The sequence below is a fragment of the Primorskyibacter flagellatus genome, from assembly GCF_048268605.1.
Lineage (GTDB): Bacteria > Pseudomonadota > Alphaproteobacteria > Rhodobacterales > Rhodobacteraceae > Primorskyibacter > Primorskyibacter flagellatus.
In genome coordinates this window covers 17,964-40,659 of sequence record NZ_JBLWVF010000017.1, presented here as the reverse complement: position 1 = coordinate 40,659, position 22,696 = coordinate 17,964, and the positions used below count along the sequence as shown (strand labels likewise).

Here is a 22,696-nt window from a genome sequence, read left to right as displayed (position 1 = left end):
AAAAGCAACGGGGCGAGCCGTTTTAATGCCATTCCGAAGCAGAGACATAAACGCCTTGAATATCGGTTGGCACCGCGCATGTTTCGTCCTCAAATGGTTCGGGCGATGACCGATCTGTACCGCACCCTTCCTGCGACGGTCTTAAGGCGTCAGGGTTTATGGACAGTGAATCTTGTCCGGCGCGGTGTCGGATGGAGTTGGTAGATCGTCTATGGCAGAGGATCGAAAGTGCCGGTCCGCTACATGCAATCTACGCTCGCAACGCTGTGTCAAAAGGCACATCAGAGGAGATGCACTTGCGTCTCTGGCGAGGGTTTCCTTGCGCTCCGGTGGCTTGTTCCACCGGTCCAATTCGCCTATACCGCCAGTTCCGTGCCTGCGTATCGGAAGGCGAAAGACATGCTGCACACACCCTATTATCTGATCGACAAGTCGCGGCTGCTGCCGAACCTCGAAAAGATCGCGTTTCTGCGCGAGGCATCAGGCACCAAGGCACTGCTGGCGTTGAAATGTTTCGCCACCTGGTCGGTGTTTGATCTGATGAGCGGGTATATGGATGGCACCACCTCCAGTTCGCTGTTCGAGGTAAAGCTGGGGCGTGAAAAGTTTCCGGGCGAGACACATGCCTATTCCGTCGCTTGGGCCGACCATGAGATCGATGAGGTGTTGGCCAATTCCGACAAGGTGATTTTCAACACCGCAGCACAACTGCGCCGGTTCGAAACGGTCAGCCGCGATCATGTTCGCGGGCTGCGCGTCAATCCGGGCGTGTCCACATCCGGTTTTGATCTGGCCGATCCCGCGCGCCCGTTCAGCCGTCTGGGTGAACATGATCCGGCCGATATAGAACCCGTCGCGGACCTTATCAGCGGCTTCATGTTCCACAACAATTGCGAAAACAGCGACTTTGCCCGGTTCGACGAGATGCTTGACATGATCGAGGCGCGTTTTGGCACGTTGATCCGTCGAATGGGCTGGATCAGCCTTGGCGGCGGCATCCATTTCACCGGCGAAGGCTATCCGCTGGACAAGCTGGCCGAACGGTTGAAGCGCTTCGCAGGCGAGAACGAGGTGCAGGTCTATCTGGAGCCGGGCGAGGCCGCGATCACCAATTCCACCACGCTGGAAGTCACTGTGCTGGACACGTTGTTCAACGGCAAGAACCTTGCCATCGTCGACAGCTCGATCGAGGCACATATGCTTGATCTGTTGATCTACCGCGAAAGCGCCAAGGTCACGCCGAATGACGGGCCGGAGGAGTGGATGATCTGCGGCAAATCCTGCCTTGCGGGCGATATTTTTGGCGAGTTCCGCTTTCCTGCGCCGCTGAAACCCGGTGACCGGTTGTCGATGCAAGACGCGGGTGGTTACACAATGGTCAAGAAAAACTGGTTCAATGGCGTGAAAATGCCCGCCATAGCGATCCGCGAGATGGACGGGACAGAGCGGCTGGTCCGCGACTTCACATATGGCGATTTTGCGGCGGCCTTGTCGTGACTCTCGCGCATGGGCGTTAAAATTACGCGCCAGGAATACTTGCGAACGAAAAAGGGGTTCTGTCAGTTGAAAAAACACGTTCTCATCGTCGGCGCCGGCGGCGTTGCTCAGGTCGTTGCGCATAAATGCGCGCAGAACAATGATGTGTTGGGCGATATTCATATCGCCAGCCGGACCTTGTCCAAATGCGAAGGGATCATCGCCTCGGTCCACGAGAAATCGGCGATGAAGCAGGATGGCGTGCTGGCCGCACATCAGGTTGACGCGATGGACAGTGCCGCGGTGGCCGCGCTGATCCGCGAGACCGGCGCGCAGATCGTGATCAACGTCGGTTCGGCTTTCGTGAACATGACGGTGCTGGATGCCTGTATTGAAACCGGTGCCGCCTATATCGACACGGCGATTCACGAAGACCCTGACAAGATCTGCGAAACGCCGCCCTGGTACGGCAATTACGAATGGAAAAAGCGCGACCTGTGTGCCGAAAAGGGCGTGACCGCGATCCTTGGCGCCGGATTCGATCCGGGCGTCGTCAACGCCTTCGCCCGCTTTGCCGCCGACCGGATGGACGAGGTGCACAGCATCGACATCGTTGACATCAACGCAGGCTCACACGGCAAGTATTTCGCAACCAATTTCGACCCCGAGATCAATTTCCGTGAATTCACCGGGACCGTCTATTCCTGGCAGAACGGCGCATGGCAGGAAAACGCCATGTTCGAGGTCGGCCGCGAATGGGATCTGCCCGTGGTGGGCAAGCAGATGGCCTATATGTCCGGGCATGACGAGGTGCATTCGCTTTCGGCAAATTACCCGCAGGCGGATGTCCGGTTCTGGATGGGCTTTGGCGAACATTACATCAACGTGTTCACCGTTCTTCAGAACCTTGGGCTTTTGTCCGAACAACCGGTGACGACCGCCGAGGGGCAGGAGGTTGTTCCGCTGAAAGTGGTCAAGGCGGTGCTGCCCGATCCGGCCTCGCTTGCGCCGGGCTATACCGGCAAAACCTGCATTGGCGATTTTGTCAAAGGTGTGAAGGACGGGAAAGAAATCGAACTATTTGTCTATAACGTCGCCGATCATGCCGAAGCGTATAAGGAAGTGGGCAGCCAGGGCATCAGCTATACCGCCGGCGTGCCGCCTGTTGCTGCGGCCATACTGGTCGCTTCGGGCGAATGGGATGCCAAGGCGATGAAAAATGTCGAGGAACTGGACCCGAAACCGTTCTTCACGCTGCTCGACCGTATGGGGCTGCCCACCATGATCCGGGACGACAGCGGCGATCGGCCGTGGAACGCTTAGGGTAGGCCAAAGGTGCTGTATTGCCTTCCGCATTCTGCTGGCGCTGACTTGCGGAAGGCCAAATCAATGGCTGTCGGCTGTTTATCTGGCACAGAGGCCCGCCCAAACACGCGCTGACAGACCTTTCGACGAGATATGCGGATCCGCTTGGAGACCCCGGCATAACTGCAAACCGCGTATTTTTGCGATGCCCGGTTCTGCACCTCTCGGCCCGAACCGCTCGATGTCTTTAGCGCATACCAAAAAAAAGCCCGGTGCGCAGGGCACCGGGCAAACTCATAAAAAAAACTTTGGACTAGTGGGTAGGCTTGCCAAGCCCCTCGTCTTTTGCCGTTGACTTGGCGGCCTGTGCGGCGCGTTTTCCGGTTTCTTCGGCTGCGTCCTTGACGTCTGCTGCCGATGCATCCCCGGTTTTTTCCTTCAGCGTCGCTTTGCCTTCTTCATAAGCGGCGCGTCCGGCGTCCAGCGCCTTGCGGCTTTCCTCTTCGAACACACGCTCTGCTTCTGAGACAAAACGGTCGGAATACCCACCGAAGGCCCGGTTTTCGCGATCGGTGCGTTGCAACAGCGCGCCCACAGCCGCGCCACCGGCGATGGCCAGCGCGCCCACCACCAAGGGGTGTTCCTCATAGAATCCACGCGCCTTCGTAGCCCCTTCACTGGCCGCATCCTGAGCGCGGCGGCTCAGCACATAAGCCTGCTCGCGTGCCTCGACCACCCGGTTGCGGGCCTCGGTGCTCAGATGGTCGGTGCCTTCGGCAAACCTTTCGCGCAACCGTTCGGCCTTTGCGACAAGCCGTGCCCGGCGGCTGGCGACCGCGTCGCTGATTTCTTCGCCCTTGGCACGGGCGTTCTCGCGCAGTTCTTCGATGCGGCTTTGCGATACCGCAGGGGTATCATGCACATCGGCCATCCACGCTGGCGACCTTCTGTTGATCATCGGTGTGGCGCGGACTGTATGCCCGGTCACGGCACCGACTTGAACTGTATCATCACCATCGTCTGCATGGGGTAGGCGATCACGCAGGCTGCGCCCCAGATCGCGACCCTTGTCGCCCAGACGCTCACCGCCGCGGCGGATTTGTCCGGCAGTCGGGCCGGTGTTCGACAAGGCCAGCGCTACACCGACACAGACAAGGGCCAGTGCCAATGGATTGCGCTTGGCGACTTGCACGGCAGTGTGGCCCAGATCATTTGCCATTTCCGAAGCGTTTTGCAGGGCCTTTTCGGGCGACAGCCTGTCGCCGAGATCTTCCAGAGTCGCACCGAGACGGGCGCGACGACGTTCGAGTTCACGTTCGAGTTCGCTTGAATCAACCGGCATGGGTTTTCTCCTTTATGACATGAGCGTCCTTGCGGACGTTATTCGCGGTACGCTCGGGTGTGAGCGACGTGTTTTTCAATCTGGCGATGGCGATCTTCACCATGATCAGCGCGATCAGCGCGAGCACCGCCCCAATCGCCAGCGCGGCAAGGCCGGGATGCAGCCCGTATTCCATCAACCCGAACACGGCGGCGGCGGCGAATGCGTGCAACGCGACCAGCGTCACCACCACACCCGCGACAACCAACCCCAGCGCTCCGCCTATGGAGGATGCCTTCTCGGACATCTCGGCCTTCAGCAGGTCCACCTCGCCTCTGAACAGGCCTGACAGCTGCTCTAAGAGCGACTGAAGAAGCGATGCTGTAGAGGTCTTGGGATGGTCGTTTGGCGTCATCAGCTATACTCCGGCCAATCTTCCGACAGGTCGTCGGCACGCGACGGCGCGTGATCCGATGCTTTCAGGAACCGCGCCCCGGCAAAACCCAGCAGCGCTGCGGCCCCCAGAAACGCCACCGGCTGGCGGCGCGCATATCCGGCCATGTCGTCAACACCCTGGCGCAGGTCAGCGGTGGCGATGTTGTCGGACAGGTCGGCAATGCCTTCGGCAACGCGCGACATCGCCTGTTCCTGAATCGTGCCGGCTTCAAGGTCGCGGGCCGCCTTGCGAAGTGCGCCCCCAAGACTGCCAACTTCGTCGGCAACACGCTGGCGGGCAGCGTTGGCCTGATCTCCGGCAATCTTTTCTGCCTCAGAGCGCATATGGCGCGCCGCGCCTCGGGCGTCGTCACGCAGATCCTCTGCCGCCGCCTTCACGTCAGCTTTGGTGCTTTCGAAGTCTTTCTGGACGGTGTCATCTTGCGTCATCATATCCATCCTTCTGAACATTCCGCGGTTTGAATCGCGCGGTGATTGCAGCGGCCATCGCGACCGCCTATTGCTGAAAGAAGGCGCGACGACAGGCTAAAGTTCCACGATCTGCATCCAAAAAACGAAGAAGCGCATAGATTTCGGGAAAGGTCGCGAGGGACGCTTTTTAACCGGAACCAAAGCGGCTCTGATGCGTTATTCATGGTTGATCTGCACATTTTTCCGCGTTCTTGCGGTCAAACTTGGCCGGCTGCCGCGCCTTGCGGCCAAGGCCCGCAGGTCCGAAATCATATGCCCTCCGCCGTTGGTGCTTGTCTTGCAGCGATCCCCTTGCGCGGCATGTGTTTCGGCACGATTGCCGTGCCCGGATGTTTGGTATACCAAGCCCGAATAAGGTCCGAAACCTGTTCAAATCAGACATCCGGGACAGGGGCGTTCGCGCCGGCGGCAGTAGGGAGAGCCACAGATGACACAGTTGAAATTTGCCGACTCGCTGGGACGGCTGGGGACGGAATCCGCGTTCGAGGTTCTGGCGCGTGCCGCAAAGCTTTCGGGCGAGGGGCGCGACATCATCAATCTTGGCATCGGCCAGCCGGATTTTCGCACGCCCGATCATATCGTCGAGGCGGGCATCAAGGCGCTACAGGACGGCCACCACGGGTATACTCCGGCAAACGGGTTGCTGCCCTTGCGCGAAGCGGTCACAGCCGATCTGCACCGCCGACACGGGGTTGAGGTCCATCCTGACAATGTTGTCGTCGTACCCGGCGGCAAGCCGACGATGTTTTTTGCGGTGCTGATGTTCGGGCAGCCGGGAACCGAGATCATGTATCCCAATCCCGGCTTTCCGATCTACGAATCCGTGATCCGCTATTCCGGTGCCACGCCGGTGCCGATCGCTCTGGAGGAAAAGAACGGGTTTGCCTTCTCGGCCGAGGCGCTTTTGGCGCAGATCACCGACCGCACCCGACTGATCATCATAAACTCGCCCGCAAATCCCACCGGCGGCGTCACGCCAAAAGAGGAAATTGACAAGCTGGTGAAGGGGCTGGAGGCGCATCCTCATGTTGCGCTCATGTCCGACGAGATCTACTCCAACATGCTATACGGCGGGCGGGAACATACCAGCCTGCTGCAATATCCCGAGATCCGCGACCGGTTGATCATGCTGGATGGCTGGTCCAAGACCTATGCGATGACCGGCTGGCGGCTGGGCTATGCGGTCTGGCCGGATGCCTGCGTCGAACATGTCACGCGGCTGTGCATCAACGATCATTCCTGCGTGAACGCGGCGACTCAATTCGCCGGGATCGCGGCGCTGAACGGCCCGCAGGACGCGGTGCGCGAGATGGTCGCGCAGTTTGACACCCGCCGTCAGGTGATCGTGGATGCGCTGAATGGCCTGCCGGGCTTTCGCTGCCCGGACGCGGCGGGGGCTTTCTATGCGTTCCCCAATATCGAAGGCACCGGAATGACCTCGCGCGAAGCGCAGGACCGGTTCCTTAACGAGGCTGGCGTTGCCACGGTTGCGGGCACCAGCTTTGGTAAATTCGGCGAGGGGTATCTGCGTTTCTCCTACGCCAACTCAACCGAGAATATACGTTCCGCGATTGAACGTATCGCCGCAATACTCTGACAATAAGAGGTTATCCATGTCTGACCCCATCCTTCTTATCTCTGGTGACAGCTTTTCCGAACAAGAACGCACCCGTCTTGAAACTGCGCTGGCATCCGCCTTCGTCGCCGGGCCGTCCGACATGGCCGCCCTGCCGGACGCTGTGCGCAGTTCGGTCCGCGCCATAGCCGTGAAAGGACACCACCCGCTTGGCGGCGCGGAAATGGATCTGTTTCCAAACCTTGGCGTGATTGCGAATTACGGCGTGGGGTATGACGCGATTGACGTCACGGCCGCGACTGAACGTGGCATCAAGGTGACGAACACACCTGACGTGCTGAACGACGATGTGGCCGATCTGGCCGTCGCGATGTTGATTGCGCAATGTCGCAACATGGTGGCCGGCGATGATCTGGTTCGGTCCGGCCGTTGGTCCGCAGGTGAAAACCTGCCGCTGAACCGGCAGATGAGCGGCAGCAAGGTCGGTATCGTCGGGCTGGGGCGCATCGGACGCGAGATTGCCGACCGGCTCGCAGCCTTCAAATGCGACATCCACTACACATCGCGCAGTCAGAAAGAAACGCCGGGCTGGACGTTCCATGCCTCTCTCGAAGAGATGGCAAAGGCGGTGGATGTTATTGTCGTGGCGCTGGTTGGCGGTGCCGAGACGGAAAAGCACGTCTCCCGGCAGGTGATAGATGCGCTTGGGCCGCGCGGCATTGTCATCAATATTTCGCGCGGGAGCACGATCGACGAGGCCGCATTGCTCGACGCGTTGGAGGAAGGCCGGATCGCCGGTGCGGGACTTGATGTGTTCCTGAACGAACCGAAGATCGATCCGCGCTTTCTGAAACTCGACAATGTTCATCTGCAACCGCATCAAGGCTCCGGCAGCAGCGAGACGCGCGGCCGTATGGCGAAGCTGCAACTCGCGAATATCGAGGCATTTCTTGCCGGTGATCCTCTGAAAACGCCGGTGAATTAAGCAGCGACCGGTCTGGAAGCCACTTAAAGGGGCGGGAGGCCGCGCACCGGTTTGCCGCCACCGAAATACGTCTTGAGACAAGTAACCGTTGCGACGGAAATCAGGTTCTTCAGCCTGACAGTGTTCCGGCACAAGCGCATGCCATAAAGATCAGGCCGGACCTCAGCGATAGCAGCTTCACGGACGGCGTGGGCCGGAAATGACGCGCATTTCATATCCTTCTTGCGTTCGGGGGCGCGGGATTAAACCCCGCGCCCCCGGTCGGATCGGGCTGACGCCCGATCCGAAATAATCGGACAGATCGTTGGTTACTTTGCGGCGACGGTATCCTGACGCTGCGCGCCAAGCCCTTGCACTTCTATTTCCATCACGTCGCCGGGGCGCAGGAAGCGCGGCGGCTTCATGCCCATGCCAACACCGGACGGCGTGCCGGTGGCGATGATGTCGCCTGGCACCAGCTTCATGAATTGCGACATGTGCGAGATACACTGCGCGACGGTGAAGATCATGTCGGAGGTGTTGGAATCCTGCACGACTTCGCCGTTCAGGGTCAGCTTCACATCCAGCTTCTGCGGGTCACCGACCTCGTCAGCGGTCACCAGCCAAGGACCGACAGGGCCGAAGGTGGGGGCCGATTTGCCCTTGATCCACTGGCCGCCACGTTCGATCTGGAACGATCGCTCCGACACGTCGTTGATGGTGCAATAGCCCGCAACATAGTCCAGCGCCTCGTCTTCGGAAACGTACAGACACTCGCGCCCGATCACGACGCCCAACTCGACCTCCCAATCGCCCTTTTCAGAGCCACGCGGAATGATCACAGGATCAAACGGCCCGGACAAGGCAGAACTGGCCTTGGAAAAGATGATCGGTTCCTTGGGGGGCTTCGATCCGGTTTCTTCGGCATGTTTGGTATAGTTCAACCCGATGCAGAAGAAGTTCGGTACACTGGCGACGCAAGAGCCGATCCGACCCGGCTCTGCGACCAATGGCAGATCTGCGGGGTCAAGGGCGCGCAAGGCCTCCAACGCGTCGAGCGCCACGGTCGGCCCGGCGAAATCATCAACATGGGCGGACAGATCGCGGACGTTCCCGTCGCCATCCAGCAAGCCGGGTTTTTCCTGTCCAGCATTGCCGAATCTAAGTAGTTTCATTTTTCTTCCTTTCGGGGTTGGTCGTGTTTGTCCTGTGGCGCGGCCCCAGATGCGTCTTCCGCTGCGCGTTCTTCGAAATAGGTTTCGATATTCAACACAAGATGCTCCAGATGTCGCTCGATTTCTCCAGTGACGCGGATCACGTCTCGCGCCTCCAGTCCGGCGATGATTTCGCCATGCTGTTTCAGGACGCGGTCCCGCGCCCTGCGCCTGCGCGCTGACAGAAATCGTGCCCGCCAGAGGCGTTCAAGATAGCTGCGGTGGGTGTCGGCCAACGAAGTATTTTGCGAGGCGCTGGCGATGGCAAGGTGAAACGACATGTCGATTTCGAACAGATCAAGCGTATCGGAATGATCGTAAGCGTTGACGAAATGCTCATGGATACCGCGGATGTTTGCGATGTCCTGGTCGGTGGCGTTGCGGCAGGCCAGTTTGCCCGACAACGTCTCCAGCGCCGACAGGACGACGATTGCGTCTGTGACCTCTTTCAAAGACGGATCGGCAACCACAGGACTACGCGACGCGCGCAACATCACCAGGCCTTCCTTGGCAAGAATGCGGATTGCTTCGCGCATGGGCGTGCGGCTGACGCCCATCTCCTGCGCGCTGTCGCGTTCCTTGATCTGGGCACCGGGTGCGAGGGCTCCGCGCAGAATGTCTCGGCGCAGCGAAGTGGCGATTTTTTCGGCCAGGCTGTTGTCCGTCATGGTCTCCGCTTCACCTCCGCCGTTTGAAAAGGTCTTATTTTTCAAAGCGCTGCTGTTGTTGGTCGATATTGTTTTATTTGGTATACCAAAAAAGATTGATTGTCGATAACGACATCGTTAGCGTGCCACTACTGGTGGTATACCACTTGGCGCCGCGAACCAAGATCGCAGCATGCAGAAGCAGAACATGTCTTTTAGGGAGGAAAACATGAATATTGCTCAGATGATGAAAACGGCCGCAGCGGCAGCGTTGCTTGCCGGCACTGCGAACGCGCAGGACGTGACACTGCGCATCCAGACCCACTATGCAACCGAGCACCCCTCGGGCAAACTGGCGGCACAGTTCGTCGACGACGTCGAAACCATGTCCGGCGGTTCCATTGATATCGAGATGTTCTATTCTTCTTCCGTCGTCGCCACGACCGAGACATGGGACGCGGCCGTCAACGGCATTATCGATTGTGATATGACCGGCGGCGCTTATCAGACCGGCAAGAATCCGGCATTTCAGTTCGTCGGTGATATCATGGGCGGCTATGACACGCCTTACCAACAGCTGTCGTGGCTGTATTATGGTGGCGGCTACGATGCGGCTCAGGAACTCTATAACGCCAATGAGATGCAGTTGGTGGGCTGGTGGATCTACGGTCAAGAATCCTTGGCCTCGTCCAAACCGATTGCAGGTCCAGAAGATTTGAAGGGTTGGAAATTCCGTTCACCTCCGGGTCTGGAAACCGAGATTTTCACAGAACTCGGAGCCACTCCGATCGTGATGGATTTCACCGAGATCTTCACCGCGCTGGAAACCGGCATCATCGACGGGGCGGATGCTTCGGGTCTGGCCAACAACGTGGGCCTTGGGCTCTATGATATCGTCAAGCACGCCAACTATCCCGGCTTCCACTCGATGCCGTCTGACCACCTTGCGTGCAACAAGGCCGTTTGGGACGGGCTGACCGATGCACAGCGGCGCATCATGGACACCTCGATGCAGAAGCTGGCGCTACATACTGCTATTTCAAACGAGAAGAACAATGCCGAAGCAGCGGCCATGCTGAAAGAGCAGGGCGTGACGATTCACAGTTGGTCCGACGAGGACAAGGCTGCGTTCCGTGCTGCTGCGCAAACCGCGTGGGACGGCTGGGCGGAAAAGACCCCGGAAGCCGCAGCTTTGGTAGCAAGCCACCGCGAGTACCTGACGCAGCTTGGTCTGATTGCCGAGTGATCCGTCAGCGTGTGATGCATGCCTGAAACTATGAGGCGGGCTCCTTCCGAGCCCGCCCGTTTTGTCTAAATCTCCTGCGTAGACGCATGCAGGGTGAGACTGGGAGGCAATAATGGAACGCAAGAGTGTCTGGCTCGGTCCATTGCGGGAGCCGATCCGCATCGCGATGATCGGATTTGCCGCGGCGACGGGACTGATTTTTCTCTGGATGGTGGCGATGATCTTCATCTCCGACAATGCCATCGGAATGCAGGAAATGATCCGGCCTGCCGGGCGACCCATGGTGGTACTCATGTTGTTTCTGGTGGCGGGGACGTTGCTGAGCACGTCGCTGTTTCTGTCGGACACCGTCGGCGCCATTGAAGCAAAGCCAGAGGGGTTCTTCGACTATTTCTCACTGGTTTGCGCAAGGCTGTCGATGATTGCCATCGGGCTGATCGTGTTGGTGATGTTCTATGAGGTAGTGTCGCGTTACGTCTTCAGCAAGCCGACACTCTGGGCCAATGAACTGTCACTGTGGATTGCCGCCTTGGTCTTCCTGCTTGCCGGACAATACGCCATGCAGCAACGCAGCCATATCCGGATCTATGTTGTCTACGACATCATGCCCCGCTGGATGCAGAAGACCGCCGATGTCATCTCTGTCGGGCTGATCTGCACCTTCACCTTCGCGCTGGTCTGGGGTGGCTATAATGACGCCATGCGGCGCCTTCTGCGGATGGAAACATTTGGCACCGCCTGGGATCCGCCCATTCCGGGCACGGTGAAGCCTGCGATCCTGATCATCATCGTGCTGGTGACCATTCAGGCCATATCCAATCTGATTGCCGACTGGAACAAGTCGCCGGAACATCATTCGGCCGCTGACGATATCGACGAGGTGGAGATCGAGAATATCCGCCGCACGCTTGCGGAGAACAAGTAATGGTCGATATCGGAACACTGTCCCTGATCCTGTTGCTGGGTATGTTCGCGCTGCTGGCCATTGGTATGCCGCTTGGGTTTGCCTCTGCGTTTCTGGCTGTGGTCACACTTGTGCTGAAGTTCGACGTCGACATTCTGTTCCGCACATTCGGACAGGGGCCTTTGTCGGTGCTGGGGCAGGCGGTCTACCGGCAGATGACGAATTACGTGCTGATCTCTGTGCCGCTGTTCATCTTCATGGCGGCGCTACTGGAACGATCAGGCATCGCCCGCGATATGTATTCCTCGCTCAATGTCTGGCTGTCGCGCACCCGTGGCGGCATCGCCTTTGTCACCTCGATCATGGCGGTCATCATGGCGGCAATGTCGGGCATCATCGGCGGCGAGGTCGTTTTGCTGGGCCTGATCGCGCTGCCGCAGATGCTGCGCCTTGGCTATAACCAGAACCTCGCCATCGGGACGATCTGTGCGAGCGGGTCACTCGGGACGATGATCCCGCCGTCGATCGTGCTGATCTTCTACGGGTTGGTCACGGAAACCTCGATCAAGGCGCTGTTCACCGCGTCTTTCCTGCCGGGGTTCATGCTGGCGTCATTCTTCATCATCTACATCATCATCCGCACCCAGTTGAACCCAAGTCTGGCACCGCTTCCGCCGGACGATCCCGATGATCCGAAGGGCAAGGAAAAGGGGCTGCTCTTCCTTGGATTTCTGGCGCGTTTCGGCATGTGGGTCACCGCTGTTCTGATCCTGCGGGCACTGTTCTTCACCGTCACCAGCGCGAATATCGTCACCGAAGGGGTTGATCCGATCTTCCTTGGCATGGTGTCTGATCTGCCCTGGCTTATCGGGGCGTTCGTCCTGTTCGCGGTGGTTGTCTTTGTCATCGTCGGCAGAGAACGCACCGCCATCGGCTGGGAAATGGGCAAGGGTCTGATCGCGCCCACCGTGGTGATCGGCGTTGTCTTGGGGTCGATCTATGGCGGCATCACCGGCATTACCGAGGCCGCCGGCATGGGGGTCGTCGCGGTCTTTGTCATTGGTGCGCTGCGCCGCGAGATGAGCTTTGACATCGTCTGGGACAGCCTGATCCGGACGCTGAAGTCGACCGGCACCATCATCTGGGTGACGATCGGTGCGGCGGCGCTGGCGGCGGCCTATACGCTGGCCGGCGGGCCGACCTATGTCGCCAACCTGATCGTCGGGGCCGAGATGCCGACCATGGGGGTCATCCTCGTGATGATGTTCATCTTCCTGATCATGGGGATGTTCATGGACTGGGTGGGTATCGTGCTGCTGATCATGCCGGTTTTCCTGCCCATCGTCGTGCGGCTTCCGGCCGAAGAGATCGGCTTTCTGGGTCATGTCGACGCGCGCTACGTCCCGATCTGGTTCGGCGTGGTGTTCTGCATGAACATGCAGGTCAGCTTTCTGTCGCCACCCTTTGGTCCGGCGGCCTTCTATCTGAAATCAGTGGCCCCGCCCGAGATTTCGCTGACCGACATCTTCAAAGGGTTCCTGCCGTTCATCGCCATTCAGTTGATCGCATTGGCGATCTTGCTGATCTGGCCGCCGATCGTCACACTCTTCTTGTAGCGCTTGAATAACCCGGCCCGGCGGCCATTGCGTCGCCGGGCCGTACAACAGACCTACCGGGCTTGCTCTAGGCCCGATTCCCGTGTGAGGACTCACCATGAAAACCGTTCGACTGTCCGCCGAGGACAATGTCGTCACTGCCATTTCCCCGCTTGCTGTCGGGGACGCAGGTGCCTCGGCGCTGATACCGCGTGGCCACAAGATGTCTGCCGTGGCGATCCCCAAGGGTGCGCCGGTGATCAAATATGCGCAGGTCATCGGCTACGCCGCCGAGGATATTGCTCAGGGCGCGCATGTGCATACGCAGAACCTTGAATTTCGAAACGTGGATACGGAATACGAATATTCGACCAACCTGCGCCCTGTCGCGCCGACCGAGACGCGTGATACCTTCATGGGGTATCGCCGCGCCAGCGGACGCGTGGGCACGCGCAACTATATTGCCGTGCTGACATCGGTGAACTGTTCGGCGACCGCCGCGCGCAAGATCGCCGCGCATTTCACCGACGAGCGTCTGGCGGAATATCCCAATGTCGATGGCGTGGTGGCCTTCGTACATGGCACCGGCTGCGGCATGGCCGGGTCCGGCGACGGGTTCGAGGCATTGCAGCGCGTCATGTGGGGCTATGCCCGCAACCCCAATGTGGCCGCCGTGCTGATGGCGGGGCTGGGCTGCGAGATGAACCAGATCGACTGGTTGATCGAGGCATACGGTCTGGTGCCGGGGCCGTTGTTCCAGTCGATGAACATTCAGGACGTGGGCGGGCTGCGCAAGTCGGTCGAACTGGGCATCAAGAAGATCGAGACGATGCTGCCGCTGGTCAATGACGTGCAGCGCGAGGAATGCCCTGCATCGGAGCTGATGGTCGCGCTGCAATGCGGCGGGTCCGACGCCTGGTCCGGCATCACCGCCAATCCGGCGCTTGGTTATGCCTGCGATCTGCTCGTGGCGCAGGGCGGCACCGGGGTGTTGGCCGAAACGCCCGAGATCTATGGCGCCGAGCATCTGCTGACCGCCCGTGCCGCAGACCGGGAGACCGGCGACAAGCTGATCGGTCTCATCCGCTGGTGGGAGGATTACACCACCCGAAATCTGGGTAGCATGGACAACAACCCCAGCCCCGGTAACAAGAAGGGTGGCCTGACCACCATCCTTGAAAAGTCGCTGGGTGCCGCGGCCAAGGGGGGCACCACCCCCCTGACCGGCGTCTATAAATACGCCGAGCCGGTGACCAAACCCGGCTTTGCCTTCATGGACAGCCCCGGCTACGACCCGGCCAGCGTGACAGGGCAGATCGCGTCCGGGTGCAACCTTGTGACCTTTACCACCGGCCGCGGATCGGCCTTCGGGGCAAAGCCGTCGCCGTCTCTGAAGATCGCGACAAATACCGAGATGTATAACCGCATGACCGAGGATATGGATATCAACGCGGGCACGATTCTGAGCGATGGTGCCAGTGTTGAGCAGGTCGGCCGACAGATCTACGAGACGCTCTTGCGTGTGGCCAGCGGAGAGAAGACAAAGTCCGAAGCACAGGGCTTGGGCGATTATGAATTCGTGCCGTGGCAGATCGGTGCCGTGATGTAGCGACGGGCAGGGCGCGGCCCGGCTGGAATGCGCCACAAGGATTGAAACACATGATTGCGGGGCCGGACGTCGTTCACGCATCAAAAAATGGAGACTCACATGAGCAAACCCAGCATTGGATTTATCGGCCTCGGCCTGATGGGCGCGGCCATGGTCGGCCGGTTGCAGGACAAGGGCTATTCCGTGACGGTCATGGCAAACAAATCGCGCCAGGCGGTAGATGCCGCTGTCGCGCGTGGTGCGGCCGAAGCCGAAACATCCGCATCGCTCGCAGCGGTCAGCGACATCATCATGTTCTGCATGGGCACTTCTGATCAGGTGGAAAGCCGTGTTTACGGCGCGGATGGCGTATTGGAAGGGTTGCGCTCTGGCTCTGTCGTGATCGACTTCGGCACCTCGCTTCCCGACTCCACCCGCAAGATTGCCGCAGATGTGGCAGAGCGCGGCTCGGCCTATCTGGATGCGCCTCTGGGGCGCACTCCGGCCCATGCCAAGGACGGTCTGCTCAACATCATGTGCGCAGGCGACGAGGCCGCCTACGCGCGCTTAAAGCCGGTGCTGGACGATCTGGGCGAGAACGTCTTTCATCTGGGCGAGTCCGGTGCCGGGCACACGATCAAGCTGATCAACAACTTCTTCGCCATGACCACCGCCTGCGCCATGTCAGAGGCGTTTGCGATGGCTGACGCGGCCGGTATCCCCCGCGAGACGATGTATAGCGCCGTGTCCGCAGGGCCGCTGAAGTCCGGCATGATGGAATTCATCCGCAACTACGCCAAGGACGGCCAGATCGATCTGGCCTTCTCGGTCGCGAATGCCAGCAAGGATGTGGGCTATTACCGCACCATGGCCAAGGATCTGGGCGTGACCTCGCGCATGTCGGGTGCTGCCGATGCCACGCTGAACGAGGCGGTCACGGACGGGTTCGGTGACCATATGGTGCCGGAAATGGTTGATTTTCTACACGGAAAGATGAAAGCGAAATGAGGCTGCAAGGTAAACGGGCATTCATCACCGCCGCAGGGCAAGGTATCGGACGTGCCATCGCAGAAGCCTATCTGCGCGAAGGTGCCGACGTGACCGCGACGGATCTGAACGACGGGCTTCTGGCAGGGCTGGATGGCGCGCGCTGCTTTGCGCTGGACGTGACCGACAGGGCGGCGCTGCAATCTGCGGTGGCCGATGCGGCCCCGGACATTCTGGTAAACTGCGCGGGCGTGGTGCACGCGGGCAGCATCGCCGACGCGACGGATGACGAATTCGACTTTGCGATGAACCTGAATGTACGGGCACAGTTTCACTCCATGCAGGCAGCGCTGCCGGGCATGGTCGAACGGGGGGGCGGGTCGATCGTGAATATCGCCTCGGTCGCCTCGACCATCCTGGCCGCGCCCAATCGCTATCTTTACGCGACCTCCAAGGCGGCGGTCATCGCATCGACAAAATCGGTGGCGGTCGACTATGTTCAAAAGGGTGTGCGGGCCAATGCGATCTGCCCCGGCACGGTGGACAGTCCCAGCCTGCATGACCGGCTGCGTGCGACCGGGAATTATGAAGCGGCGCTTGAGGCCTTCATCGCGCGTCAACCCATGGGGCGCATCGGACTGCCCGAAGAGATTGCGCATCTTGCGGTCTACCTTGGCTCTGATGAAAGTGGGTTCACCACCGGACAGGCGCATGTGATCGACGGCGGTTGGGCCAACGGTTGACGGTCCCATGCGCGCGCTGAAACCAAAGGAGGACAGGGCCAGCGCCGGGCTGGCCCTGATGGCCTTGGGCGTTCTGGGCTTTACCTGTATCGACACCTCGGCCAAATGGCTGATGCTGTCGGGGCTGGGGGCGTTGCAGGTCGTGTTCATGCGCTATCTGGGGCATTTTGTGCTGGCGCTTGCGGTGTTTCTGCCAACCGAAGGCAAAGAGGCGCTGCGGTCGCAAAGCCCGCGCCTTCAGCTTGCCCGGTCAGCCTTTCTTCTGGGCAGCACCGGGCTTAATTTCGCGGCGCTGCAATTTCTGCCGATCACCGTGACGACAGCGATCATGTTCAGCATGCCGGTGACTGTGACGCTGCTTTCGGTTCTGCTTTTGGGGGAAACTGTCGGATTGCGTCGATTTCTGGCGGTGCTTGCGGGATTTAGCGGCGTGCTTGTGGTTGTGCAGCCGTGGGGCGCGGATTTTCATCCCGCGATGTTCCTGTCTCTGGGCGCGCTTTGCTGCGCGTCGCTGTATTTCGTCGTAACCCGGATGCTGGCCGGGCATGAATCCAACGCCACGAGCCAGATCTGGAGCAGCGGCCTGGCGGCGATCTGCATATTGCCATTCGTGATGCAAAGCTGGCAATGGCCTGACAGCCCGCTCGGTTGGATCGTGATGGGTGTCATCGGCGCGTTCGGGTTTGGCGGGCATGCGGCAGCGACTGCGGCGCATCGGTTGGCGGATGCGTCCCTGCTGGCACCTATGGCCTATGTCCAGTTGATCTCGGCCACTGCGGCGGGTGTGCTGGTATTCAATACCTGGCCGACGATCTGGACGCTTGTCGGATCCCTGATCATCGTGGGGTCCGGCATCTATATCTGGTGGCGGGAGCGTAGGCTGGGACATGTTGCGAAGCCTACGCCGCCAGTGCGGTGACATCAGGACCGCGAGGCCCCGGGTCTTACGCCCGGGGCAGGTCGTCCTCCAGATAATAGCGTATATTTTCCTCAAAACTCTCGTCTGCCGAAAGTCCCAGCGACAGGGCTTTTGCAGGGTTGAGATCAAATTTCCAACCTTTAACGATTGCCTGGATTTCGGGTTGATCCTCGAACCGGATCAGGCGCGCAGGCTCTGGGCCAGCCACCGCGGTCATGGCGTCGATCATCTGACCGATGGTCCAGGTGCGTCCCGGCATCATCATTGTGCGGCTGGTGCCCATCGCATCGCCGTCGATCTCTGCGCCGTGAACCAAGTTCTCCACGCAGCGCCGTGGCGACAGGTAGAAATGCGCAAAATCCTTGTCGACCGGGCAGATCGCCTCTTGTCCGTTCAGCGGTTCGCGGAAGATCGAGGACATGAAGCTGGATGCGGCAAGGTTCGGTTTGCCGGGCCTGACCGAGATTGTCGGTAGCCGAAAGGCCCGCCCGTCGATAAACCCCTTGCGGGAATAGTCGTTGACCAGAAGTTCGCCGATCGCCTTCTGCGTGCCGTAGGAAGTTTGCGGATTGGGAATGGTCCAATCCTCGATCGGGTCCGGCACGTCGCCGCCGAACACCGCCATCGAAGAGGTGAAGACCACCACCGGCGTGGTTTCCAGCGCCCGGCACCGTTCCAGCACGTTCAGCGTGCCATGCAGGTTGACCCGTATCCCGATGTCGAAATCGCTTTCAGCCTGGCCCGAGACCACGGCCGCGAGCAGATAGATGACGTCGATGTCCTTGTCGATCAGTCCGGCCACAGCCTCAGGCTCGCCGATGTCGCAGCTTGCGGCGCTGATGGGAAACGGCGCGTCGGGCAGGGCAGGATCGACAATGTCGGCCAGCACCATGCCCGTGATTTCCTGCCCGCGCAACTCGCCCTTGTCGATCAATTTATGTGCGAGTTTCTGGCCAATCAGACCGCCACCGCCAATGATAAGAATGTTCATGCCTGTGTTCCTTCGATATCCGTCATGTCCAAATCCACCAATGCGCCGCGGGCCTGCACCACCTGTGCCGCGACGGCCATTGCCAGATGCGCCGAGGCGGCGATGCCGCGTTCCATCGCGAGGCCCGCAAGAAAGCCCGCGCCAAAGCTGTCGCCTGCGGCGGTCGTGTCGATCACCGGGTCAATCTTGACCGGCTGGAATTCCTGTGTGCCTTCGGTCTTGTCCCAGATGGTCAGCGTGCCCGCGCCGTCCTTGACCGCGATGGTGGACGCACCGCAGTCGCGGTAGCGGGCAATTGTGTCTGTCGGAGTGGCATCGCCAAACAGCCCTTCTTCCTCGTCAAATGAAGGCAGGACCGTGTCGGACACCTCGGCCCCCATGCGCAGACCCGCGCGCATCGTGGCCTCATCTTCCCAAAGCCGGGGCCGCAGGTTCGTGTCAAAGGCCACATGCGTTCCGTTTGCGCGCGCCCGCGCCAACGCGGCGCAGAGCGTATTGCGCCCTTCGGGCGACAGGATCGCCAGTGTGATGCCCGAAAATTGCGCCATGGACGCGCCTTCCAGCTGCGCTGCCAGCCATGCGGGGTCGTCAGCAAGCAGTTTGGCCGCTGATTGCCCGCGCCAATAGGAAAAGCTGCGCTCGCCATTTTTCAGCTGGATCATGTAAAGCCCCAGCGTGCGGTCCGCGACCTGCCGAATGGCGCTGATGTCGATCCCGTGGCCGCGCATCAGATCCAGCATATCCTCCGAGACCGCGTCCTGGCCGACGGCGCTGCAATACCCAACGGTCCAGTCCTGCGGCAGCAGGCGGCGCGCGTAATAGGCGGTGTTGAACGTGTCGCCGGCAAACCCCCTATGGTAGAGTTGATCGCCCGCCGGGGCCAGTTCCACCATACACTCGCCAAGTGTCAGAAAACGCTTCATCTTACAGGATCACCTCGAATTCTTGCTGGCCTTCGCCATCGGCCTCGATCTCGAATGTCTGGCCATCTTTGGGATTGGGATCGGACAGGCCCTGGGCCGCACTGGTTATGAACATCCGCGAACTTCCCTCGCCGCCAAAAGCGGGGCAGGTCACCTGACTTGCAGGCATTTGCATTTGCTGGATCAGGTTGCCCGCCTTGTCATGGCAGGTCAGCAGCCCGACGCCGTAATTGGCACACCACAGGTTGCCATCCGTGTCGACGACCGCGCCATCGGGGCGGGGCAACAAGGCGAATTTTTCAGGATCGCCCTTTGGCCAGCCATCCTTGTGGTTCAACGGCTGCCGCCAGATCTGGCGTGTCGATGTGTCAGCGAAATAGCCGCAGGATCCGTCCGGCGCAAAGCAGATCGCATTGGGGATGGTGATCTTGCCATACATTGCGCGGATCTCGCCGCGATAGAAGCGATAGATCGTCCCGGCACCCTCTTCGGCGGATTTGCCCATCGTGCCGATCCAGAAGCCGCCCCACGGGTCGGCGCGGCCATCGTTGGAGCGTGTGACCTCGTTCTCGGCCTCCAGCGGGGCGATGTCCTCGCGGTCGCCTGTGGCGGGGTCAAAGGCGAACAGCCCGGTTTCCCCGGCCACGAAAAGGCGGTTTCCCAGCCGACCGAGCGCCGAGACATGCTCGCCCATCTGCCAGAACGCAGTATCTTCCACGCCGCGCGTCAGAATGCGACGATTGTTGATGTCACACCAGAACAGCGCCGACAGGTCCGGATGCCACAGAGGGCCTTCGCCCAAGGAGCAGCGGGTCTCGTCATATATACCGATCATAAAAGACCCCTTTCCGACAGGCTGCGCATCAGCGCGCCTGTGCCAAACGTCCACTCGGGACATTCGGTGGACAGGCGAACGGTGTTCGTCAAGGCCCCAAGCGACGGTTCGCTGATCGTGACCACATCGCCGGTCTTGTGGGTGAACCCCTGTCCCGGCGCATCGCGGTCCTGTATCGGCGCAAACAGCGTGCCCAGAAACAGCATGAACCCGTCCGGATATTGGTGATGCCTGCCGATGGTCTGCGAGACGATATCCTCGGGGCGGCGGCTGATCTTGGTCATGCTGGAATGCCCGTCCATGACAAAACCGTCCTCGCCCTTGACCCGCAAAGTCAGTTCGGCGCGGCGGACGTCTTCCATGCCGTAGCTGTCATCGAACAACCGCAGGAACGGTCCGATCGAACAGGACGCGTTATTGTCCTTGGCCTTGCCCAGCAGTAGGGCAGAGCGCCCTTCGACATCGCGCAGGTTCACGTCGTTGCCAAGCGTCGCGCCCAGAATGCGCCCGCGGCTGTCGATGGCCAGCACGATTTCCGGCTCCGGGTTGTTCCAATGTGACATCGGGTGCAGACCGACACTGGCACCGTATCCGACAGAGGCCATCGGCTGGGCCTTGGTGAACACCTCGGCATCCGGGCCAATGCCGACCTCGAGATATTGCGACCAAAGGCCTTCCTTCTGTAGCACGGCCTTCACCTGCATCGCCTGATCGCTGCCCGGTTCGATCCCCGACAGCGAGTCGCCGATGACCGATTGCACTTTCAGCCGGATTTCCTGCGCGCGGTCGGCATTGCCTGCGGCCTGTTCCTCGATGACCCGTTCGACCATCGATTCCGCGAAGGTGACGCCGCTGGCCTTGATCGCCTGCAAATCGCAGGGCGGCAGCAGGCGCAGCCCTTCCGCGCCCTCGACAGAGCCCGCCACCAGATCCGTCAGCGTCGTGACCTGCGTGCCCGGCGCATTGCGCGCATAGGCCGCCGGATCGTCAAGCTCCAGCAGGTCGCGCATGGTCGGTGCCTCGGCGCTGGTGATGTCGATCACGGCGTCACCGTCGAGCCGGACCAGCGCAGGCCCAACCCCTTCGCGCCAGATACGGCCGATCAGTGTGGCATTTGCGTGGTCATTGGTTACAGGCAACATTTATGTCTCCCTATTGATTGGTCGCTGGCAGGATCTTGCCGGGATTGAGGATATTCTTGGGATCGAGCGCCAGCTTGATCGCGCGCATGGCATCCAAAGCGTCGGGCCCGTGCTCTTTTTGCATGTATTTCATCTTGCCAAGGCCGATGCCGTGTTCGCCAGTGACGGTGCCATGCAGGCGCAGCGCCATGTCGGCAAGTTCTTCTGCAAAGCCGGTGACGCGGGCCAGTTCCTCGGCATCGGTCGGATCAACCCGGCATCCACAATGGAAATTGCCGTCGCCCACATGGCCGACGATGGTGCAGGTGATGCCCAACTCGCGGCTGCGCCTTTGTGCCGTGGTGACAGCCTCTGCCAGTTGCGAGATCGGCACGCAGACATCCGTTGCCAAAGTCTTTTTGCCGGGGTTGAGCGCATTGTTGGCGTAATGCCCGTTATGGCGCATCTTCCACAATTCATTGCGCTCTTCGGCGCGGTCGGTCCAGTTGAATCCATTGCCGCCAAAATCCTCGGCGATGGCCCCGAAGGTCTCTGCCTGTTCGGCGACGCTGGCGGGCGAGCCTTGAAATTCGAGGAACAAATGCGGTGCTTCAGGCAGGTCTTTTTTCATATGCAGGTTGAAACCGCGCACCATCATTTCATCGACCAGTTCGATCCGGGCCATGGGAATGCCGGTCTGGATCGTGGTGATGACACAGTTCACCGCATCCTCGACCGAGGCAAACCGGCAGGTGGCTGCGGATACGGCCTCTGGCTGGCCTTGCAGCCGTAATGTCAGCTCTGTGATGATGCCAAGCGTCCCTTCGGAGCCGACGATCAACCGCGTCAGGTCATAGCCCGCGCTGGTTTTGCGCGCGCGAGACCCGGTGCGGATCACCCGGCCATCGGCCAGCACAACCTCCAACGCCAGAACATTGTCCTTCATCGTGCCGAATTTTACCGCCGTCGTGCCAGAGGCCCGCGTTGCGGCCATGCCGCCCAGCGACGCATTGGCACCGGGGTCGATGGGGAAATACAGGCCCGTCGCGCGCAGATCCACATTCAGCTCTTCGCGGGTCAGGCCGGGTTGGATCACGACATCCAGATCCTCGGCATTGACCTGCAAGACCTTGTTCATCCGGCTCATATCCAGACTGATGCCGCCCTGAACGGCCAGATGATGACCTTCCAGCGAGGTGCCGGTCCCAAAGGCCACGACCGGGCAGCTATGCGCATGGCACAGGCGCATAAGCTCGGACACTTCCTGCGTGGTCTCGGGAAAGACCACGGCATCCGGAAGGGTCAGCGCGAAATGGCTTTCATTCGTGCCGTGCTGTTCGCGCAGCGCGTCCGACGTGGACAACCGGTCGCCGAATATCGACGTCAATGCGTCAATGGCGGACGCGATGCTCAT

The 22,696-nt window shown here is 60.3% G+C and carries 21 protein-coding genes; 11 read left to right on the top strand and 10 right to left on the bottom strand.

From position 1 onward, the window contains the following. Positions 1 to 402 precede the first annotated feature (402 nt). Positions 403 to 1,497 carry a carboxynorspermidine decarboxylase gene (locus tag ACN0WV_RS15635; RefSeq protein WP_417607053.1) on the top strand — a complete coding sequence of 365 codons (1,095 nt, stop codon included), beginning with the start codon at positions 403 to 405 and terminating at the stop codon, positions 1,495 to 1,497. A gap of 66 nt (positions 1,498 to 1,563) precedes the next feature. After that, positions 1,564 to 2,799, top strand: a complete 1,236-nt coding sequence (locus ACN0WV_RS15630; protein ID WP_417607023.1) for a saccharopine dehydrogenase family protein — start codon at positions 1,564 to 1,566, stop codon at positions 2,797 to 2,799. Between the two features lie 295 nt (positions 2,800 to 3,094). Here ACN0WV_RS15630 and ACN0WV_RS15625 read toward each other — a convergent pair whose 3' ends face one another. From ACN0WV_RS15625 to ACN0WV_RS15615, 3 genes are read right to left on the bottom strand one after another with little or no spacing between them, the layout of a single operon-like run. Next, the gene (locus ACN0WV_RS15625) at positions 3,095 to 4,123 is read right to left on the bottom strand and encodes a DUF3618 domain-containing protein (protein ID WP_417607021.1); all 1,029 of its coding nucleotides are present in this window, start codon (positions 4,121 to 4,123) and stop codon (positions 3,095 to 3,097) included. Then, the gene (locus tag ACN0WV_RS15620) at positions 4,113 to 4,517 is read right to left on the bottom strand and encodes a phage holin family protein (protein ID WP_417607019.1); all 405 of its coding nucleotides are present in this window, start codon (positions 4,515 to 4,517) and stop codon (positions 4,113 to 4,115) included. Before ACN0WV_RS15620 ends, ACN0WV_RS15625 begins: the two co-directional genes overlap by 11 nt. Continuing rightward, positions 4,517 to 4,987 (bottom strand): hypothetical protein, encoded by a 471-nt coding sequence (locus tag ACN0WV_RS15615; protein ID WP_417607018.1) that lies wholly within the window; start codon positions 4,985 to 4,987, stop codon positions 4,517 to 4,519. Before ACN0WV_RS15615 ends, ACN0WV_RS15620 begins: the two co-directional genes overlap by 1 nt. A 469-nt stretch (positions 4,988 to 5,456) precedes the next feature. Here ACN0WV_RS15615 and ACN0WV_RS15610 point away from each other — a divergent pair, with 469 nt between their 5' ends. Both ACN0WV_RS15610 and ACN0WV_RS15605 read left to right on the top strand, forming a co-directional pair. Next, positions 5,457 to 6,626 carry a pyridoxal phosphate-dependent aminotransferase gene (locus ACN0WV_RS15610; protein ID WP_417607016.1) on the top strand — a complete coding sequence of 390 codons (1,170 nt, stop codon included), beginning with the start codon at positions 5,457 to 5,459 and terminating at the stop codon, positions 6,624 to 6,626. Between the two features lie 16 nt (positions 6,627 to 6,642). Next, positions 6,643 to 7,590, top strand: a complete 948-nt coding sequence (locus tag ACN0WV_RS15605; RefSeq protein WP_417607014.1) for a 2-hydroxyacid dehydrogenase — start codon at positions 6,643 to 6,645, stop codon at positions 7,588 to 7,590. A 308-nt stretch (positions 7,591 to 7,898) separates the two neighbouring features. On the opposite strand, the gene ACN0WV_RS15600 is transcribed toward ACN0WV_RS15605, so the two are convergent. Together ACN0WV_RS15600 and ACN0WV_RS15595 are read right to left on the bottom strand one after the other, a co-directional pair. Then, positions 7,899 to 8,744, bottom strand: a complete 846-nt coding sequence (locus ACN0WV_RS15600; RefSeq protein ID WP_084353208.1) for a fumarylacetoacetate hydrolase family protein — start codon at positions 8,742 to 8,744, stop codon at positions 7,899 to 7,901. Beyond that, positions 8,741 to 9,451, bottom strand: coding sequence for a GntR family transcriptional regulator (locus ACN0WV_RS15595; RefSeq protein ID WP_417607012.1), 711 nt, complete (start codon positions 9,449 to 9,451; stop codon positions 8,741 to 8,743). The genes ACN0WV_RS15600 and ACN0WV_RS15595 overlap by 4 nt, the downstream gene beginning before the upstream one ends. Before the next feature lie 172 nt (positions 9,452 to 9,623). Between ACN0WV_RS15595 and ACN0WV_RS15590 the strand changes: the two genes are divergently transcribed. The 7 genes from ACN0WV_RS15590 to ACN0WV_RS15560 all read left to right on the top strand — a co-directional run bounded on the left by ACN0WV_RS15590 (position 9,624) and on the right by ACN0WV_RS15560 (position 17,412). Next, on the top strand, positions 9,624 to 10,676 hold the full coding sequence (locus tag ACN0WV_RS15590) for a TRAP transporter substrate-binding protein (RefSeq protein WP_417607010.1): 1,053 nt from the start codon (positions 9,624 to 9,626) through the stop codon (positions 10,674 to 10,676). Between the two features lie 112 nt (positions 10,677 to 10,788). Continuing rightward, positions 10,789 to 11,601 (top strand): TRAP transporter small permease subunit, encoded by an 813-nt coding sequence (locus ACN0WV_RS15585; RefSeq protein WP_417607008.1) that lies wholly within the window; start codon positions 10,789 to 10,791, stop codon positions 11,599 to 11,601. Beyond that, positions 11,601 to 13,196: a TRAP transporter large permease gene (locus tag ACN0WV_RS15580; protein WP_417607006.1), complete on the top strand. Its 1,596-nt coding sequence runs from the start codon at positions 11,601 to 11,603 to the stop codon at positions 13,194 to 13,196. The genes ACN0WV_RS15585 and ACN0WV_RS15580 overlap by 1 nt, the downstream gene beginning before the upstream one ends. 97 nt (positions 13,197 to 13,293) lie before the next feature. Beyond that, positions 13,294 to 14,784 carry a UxaA family hydrolase gene (locus tag ACN0WV_RS15575; protein ID WP_417607005.1) on the top strand — a complete coding sequence of 497 codons (1,491 nt, stop codon included), beginning with the start codon at positions 13,294 to 13,296 and terminating at the stop codon, positions 14,782 to 14,784. Between the two features lie 99 nt (positions 14,785 to 14,883). Further along, the gene (locus tag ACN0WV_RS15570; protein ID WP_417607003.1) at positions 14,884 to 15,771 is read left to right on the top strand and encodes an NAD(P)-dependent oxidoreductase; all 888 of its coding nucleotides are present in this window, start codon (positions 14,884 to 14,886) and stop codon (positions 15,769 to 15,771) included. Further along, positions 15,768 to 16,493 (top strand): SDR family oxidoreductase, encoded by a 726-nt coding sequence (locus tag ACN0WV_RS15565; RefSeq protein ID WP_417607001.1) that lies wholly within the window; start codon positions 15,768 to 15,770, stop codon positions 16,491 to 16,493. The genes ACN0WV_RS15570 and ACN0WV_RS15565 overlap by 4 nt, the downstream gene beginning before the upstream one ends. Before the next feature lie 7 nt (positions 16,494 to 16,500). After that, positions 16,501 to 17,412, top strand: a complete 912-nt coding sequence (locus tag ACN0WV_RS15560; RefSeq protein ID WP_417607000.1) for a DMT family transporter — start codon at positions 16,501 to 16,503, stop codon at positions 17,410 to 17,412. A 25-nt stretch (positions 17,413 to 17,437) separates the two neighbouring features. Here ACN0WV_RS15560 and denD read toward each other — a convergent pair whose 3' ends face one another. From denD to ACN0WV_RS15535, 5 genes are read right to left on the bottom strand one after another with little or no spacing between them, the layout of a single operon-like run. Next, positions 17,438 to 18,403, bottom strand: a complete 966-nt coding sequence (gene denD / locus ACN0WV_RS15555) for a D-erythronate dehydrogenase (RefSeq protein WP_417606998.1) — start codon at positions 18,401 to 18,403, stop codon at positions 17,438 to 17,440. Beyond that, positions 18,400 to 19,326: a sugar kinase gene (locus ACN0WV_RS15550; RefSeq protein WP_417606996.1), complete on the bottom strand. Its 927-nt coding sequence runs from the start codon at positions 19,324 to 19,326 to the stop codon at positions 18,400 to 18,402. Before ACN0WV_RS15550 ends, denD begins: the two co-directional genes overlap by 4 nt. A 1-nt stretch (position 19,327) precedes the next feature. Further along, the gene (locus ACN0WV_RS15545) at positions 19,328 to 20,161 is read right to left on the bottom strand and encodes an SMP-30/gluconolactonase/LRE family protein (protein ID WP_417606994.1); all 834 of its coding nucleotides are present in this window, start codon (positions 20,159 to 20,161) and stop codon (positions 19,328 to 19,330) included. Continuing rightward, on the bottom strand, positions 20,158 to 21,303 hold the full coding sequence (locus ACN0WV_RS15540; protein WP_417606992.1) for a fumarylacetoacetate hydrolase family protein: 1,146 nt from the start codon (positions 21,301 to 21,303) through the stop codon (positions 20,158 to 20,160). The genes ACN0WV_RS15545 and ACN0WV_RS15540 overlap by 4 nt, the downstream gene beginning before the upstream one ends. A 10-nt stretch (positions 21,304 to 21,313) precedes the next feature. Then, on the bottom strand, positions 21,314 to 22,696 hold the full coding sequence (locus ACN0WV_RS15535) for an FAD-binding oxidoreductase (protein WP_417606990.1): 1,383 nt from the start codon (positions 22,694 to 22,696) through the stop codon (positions 21,314 to 21,316).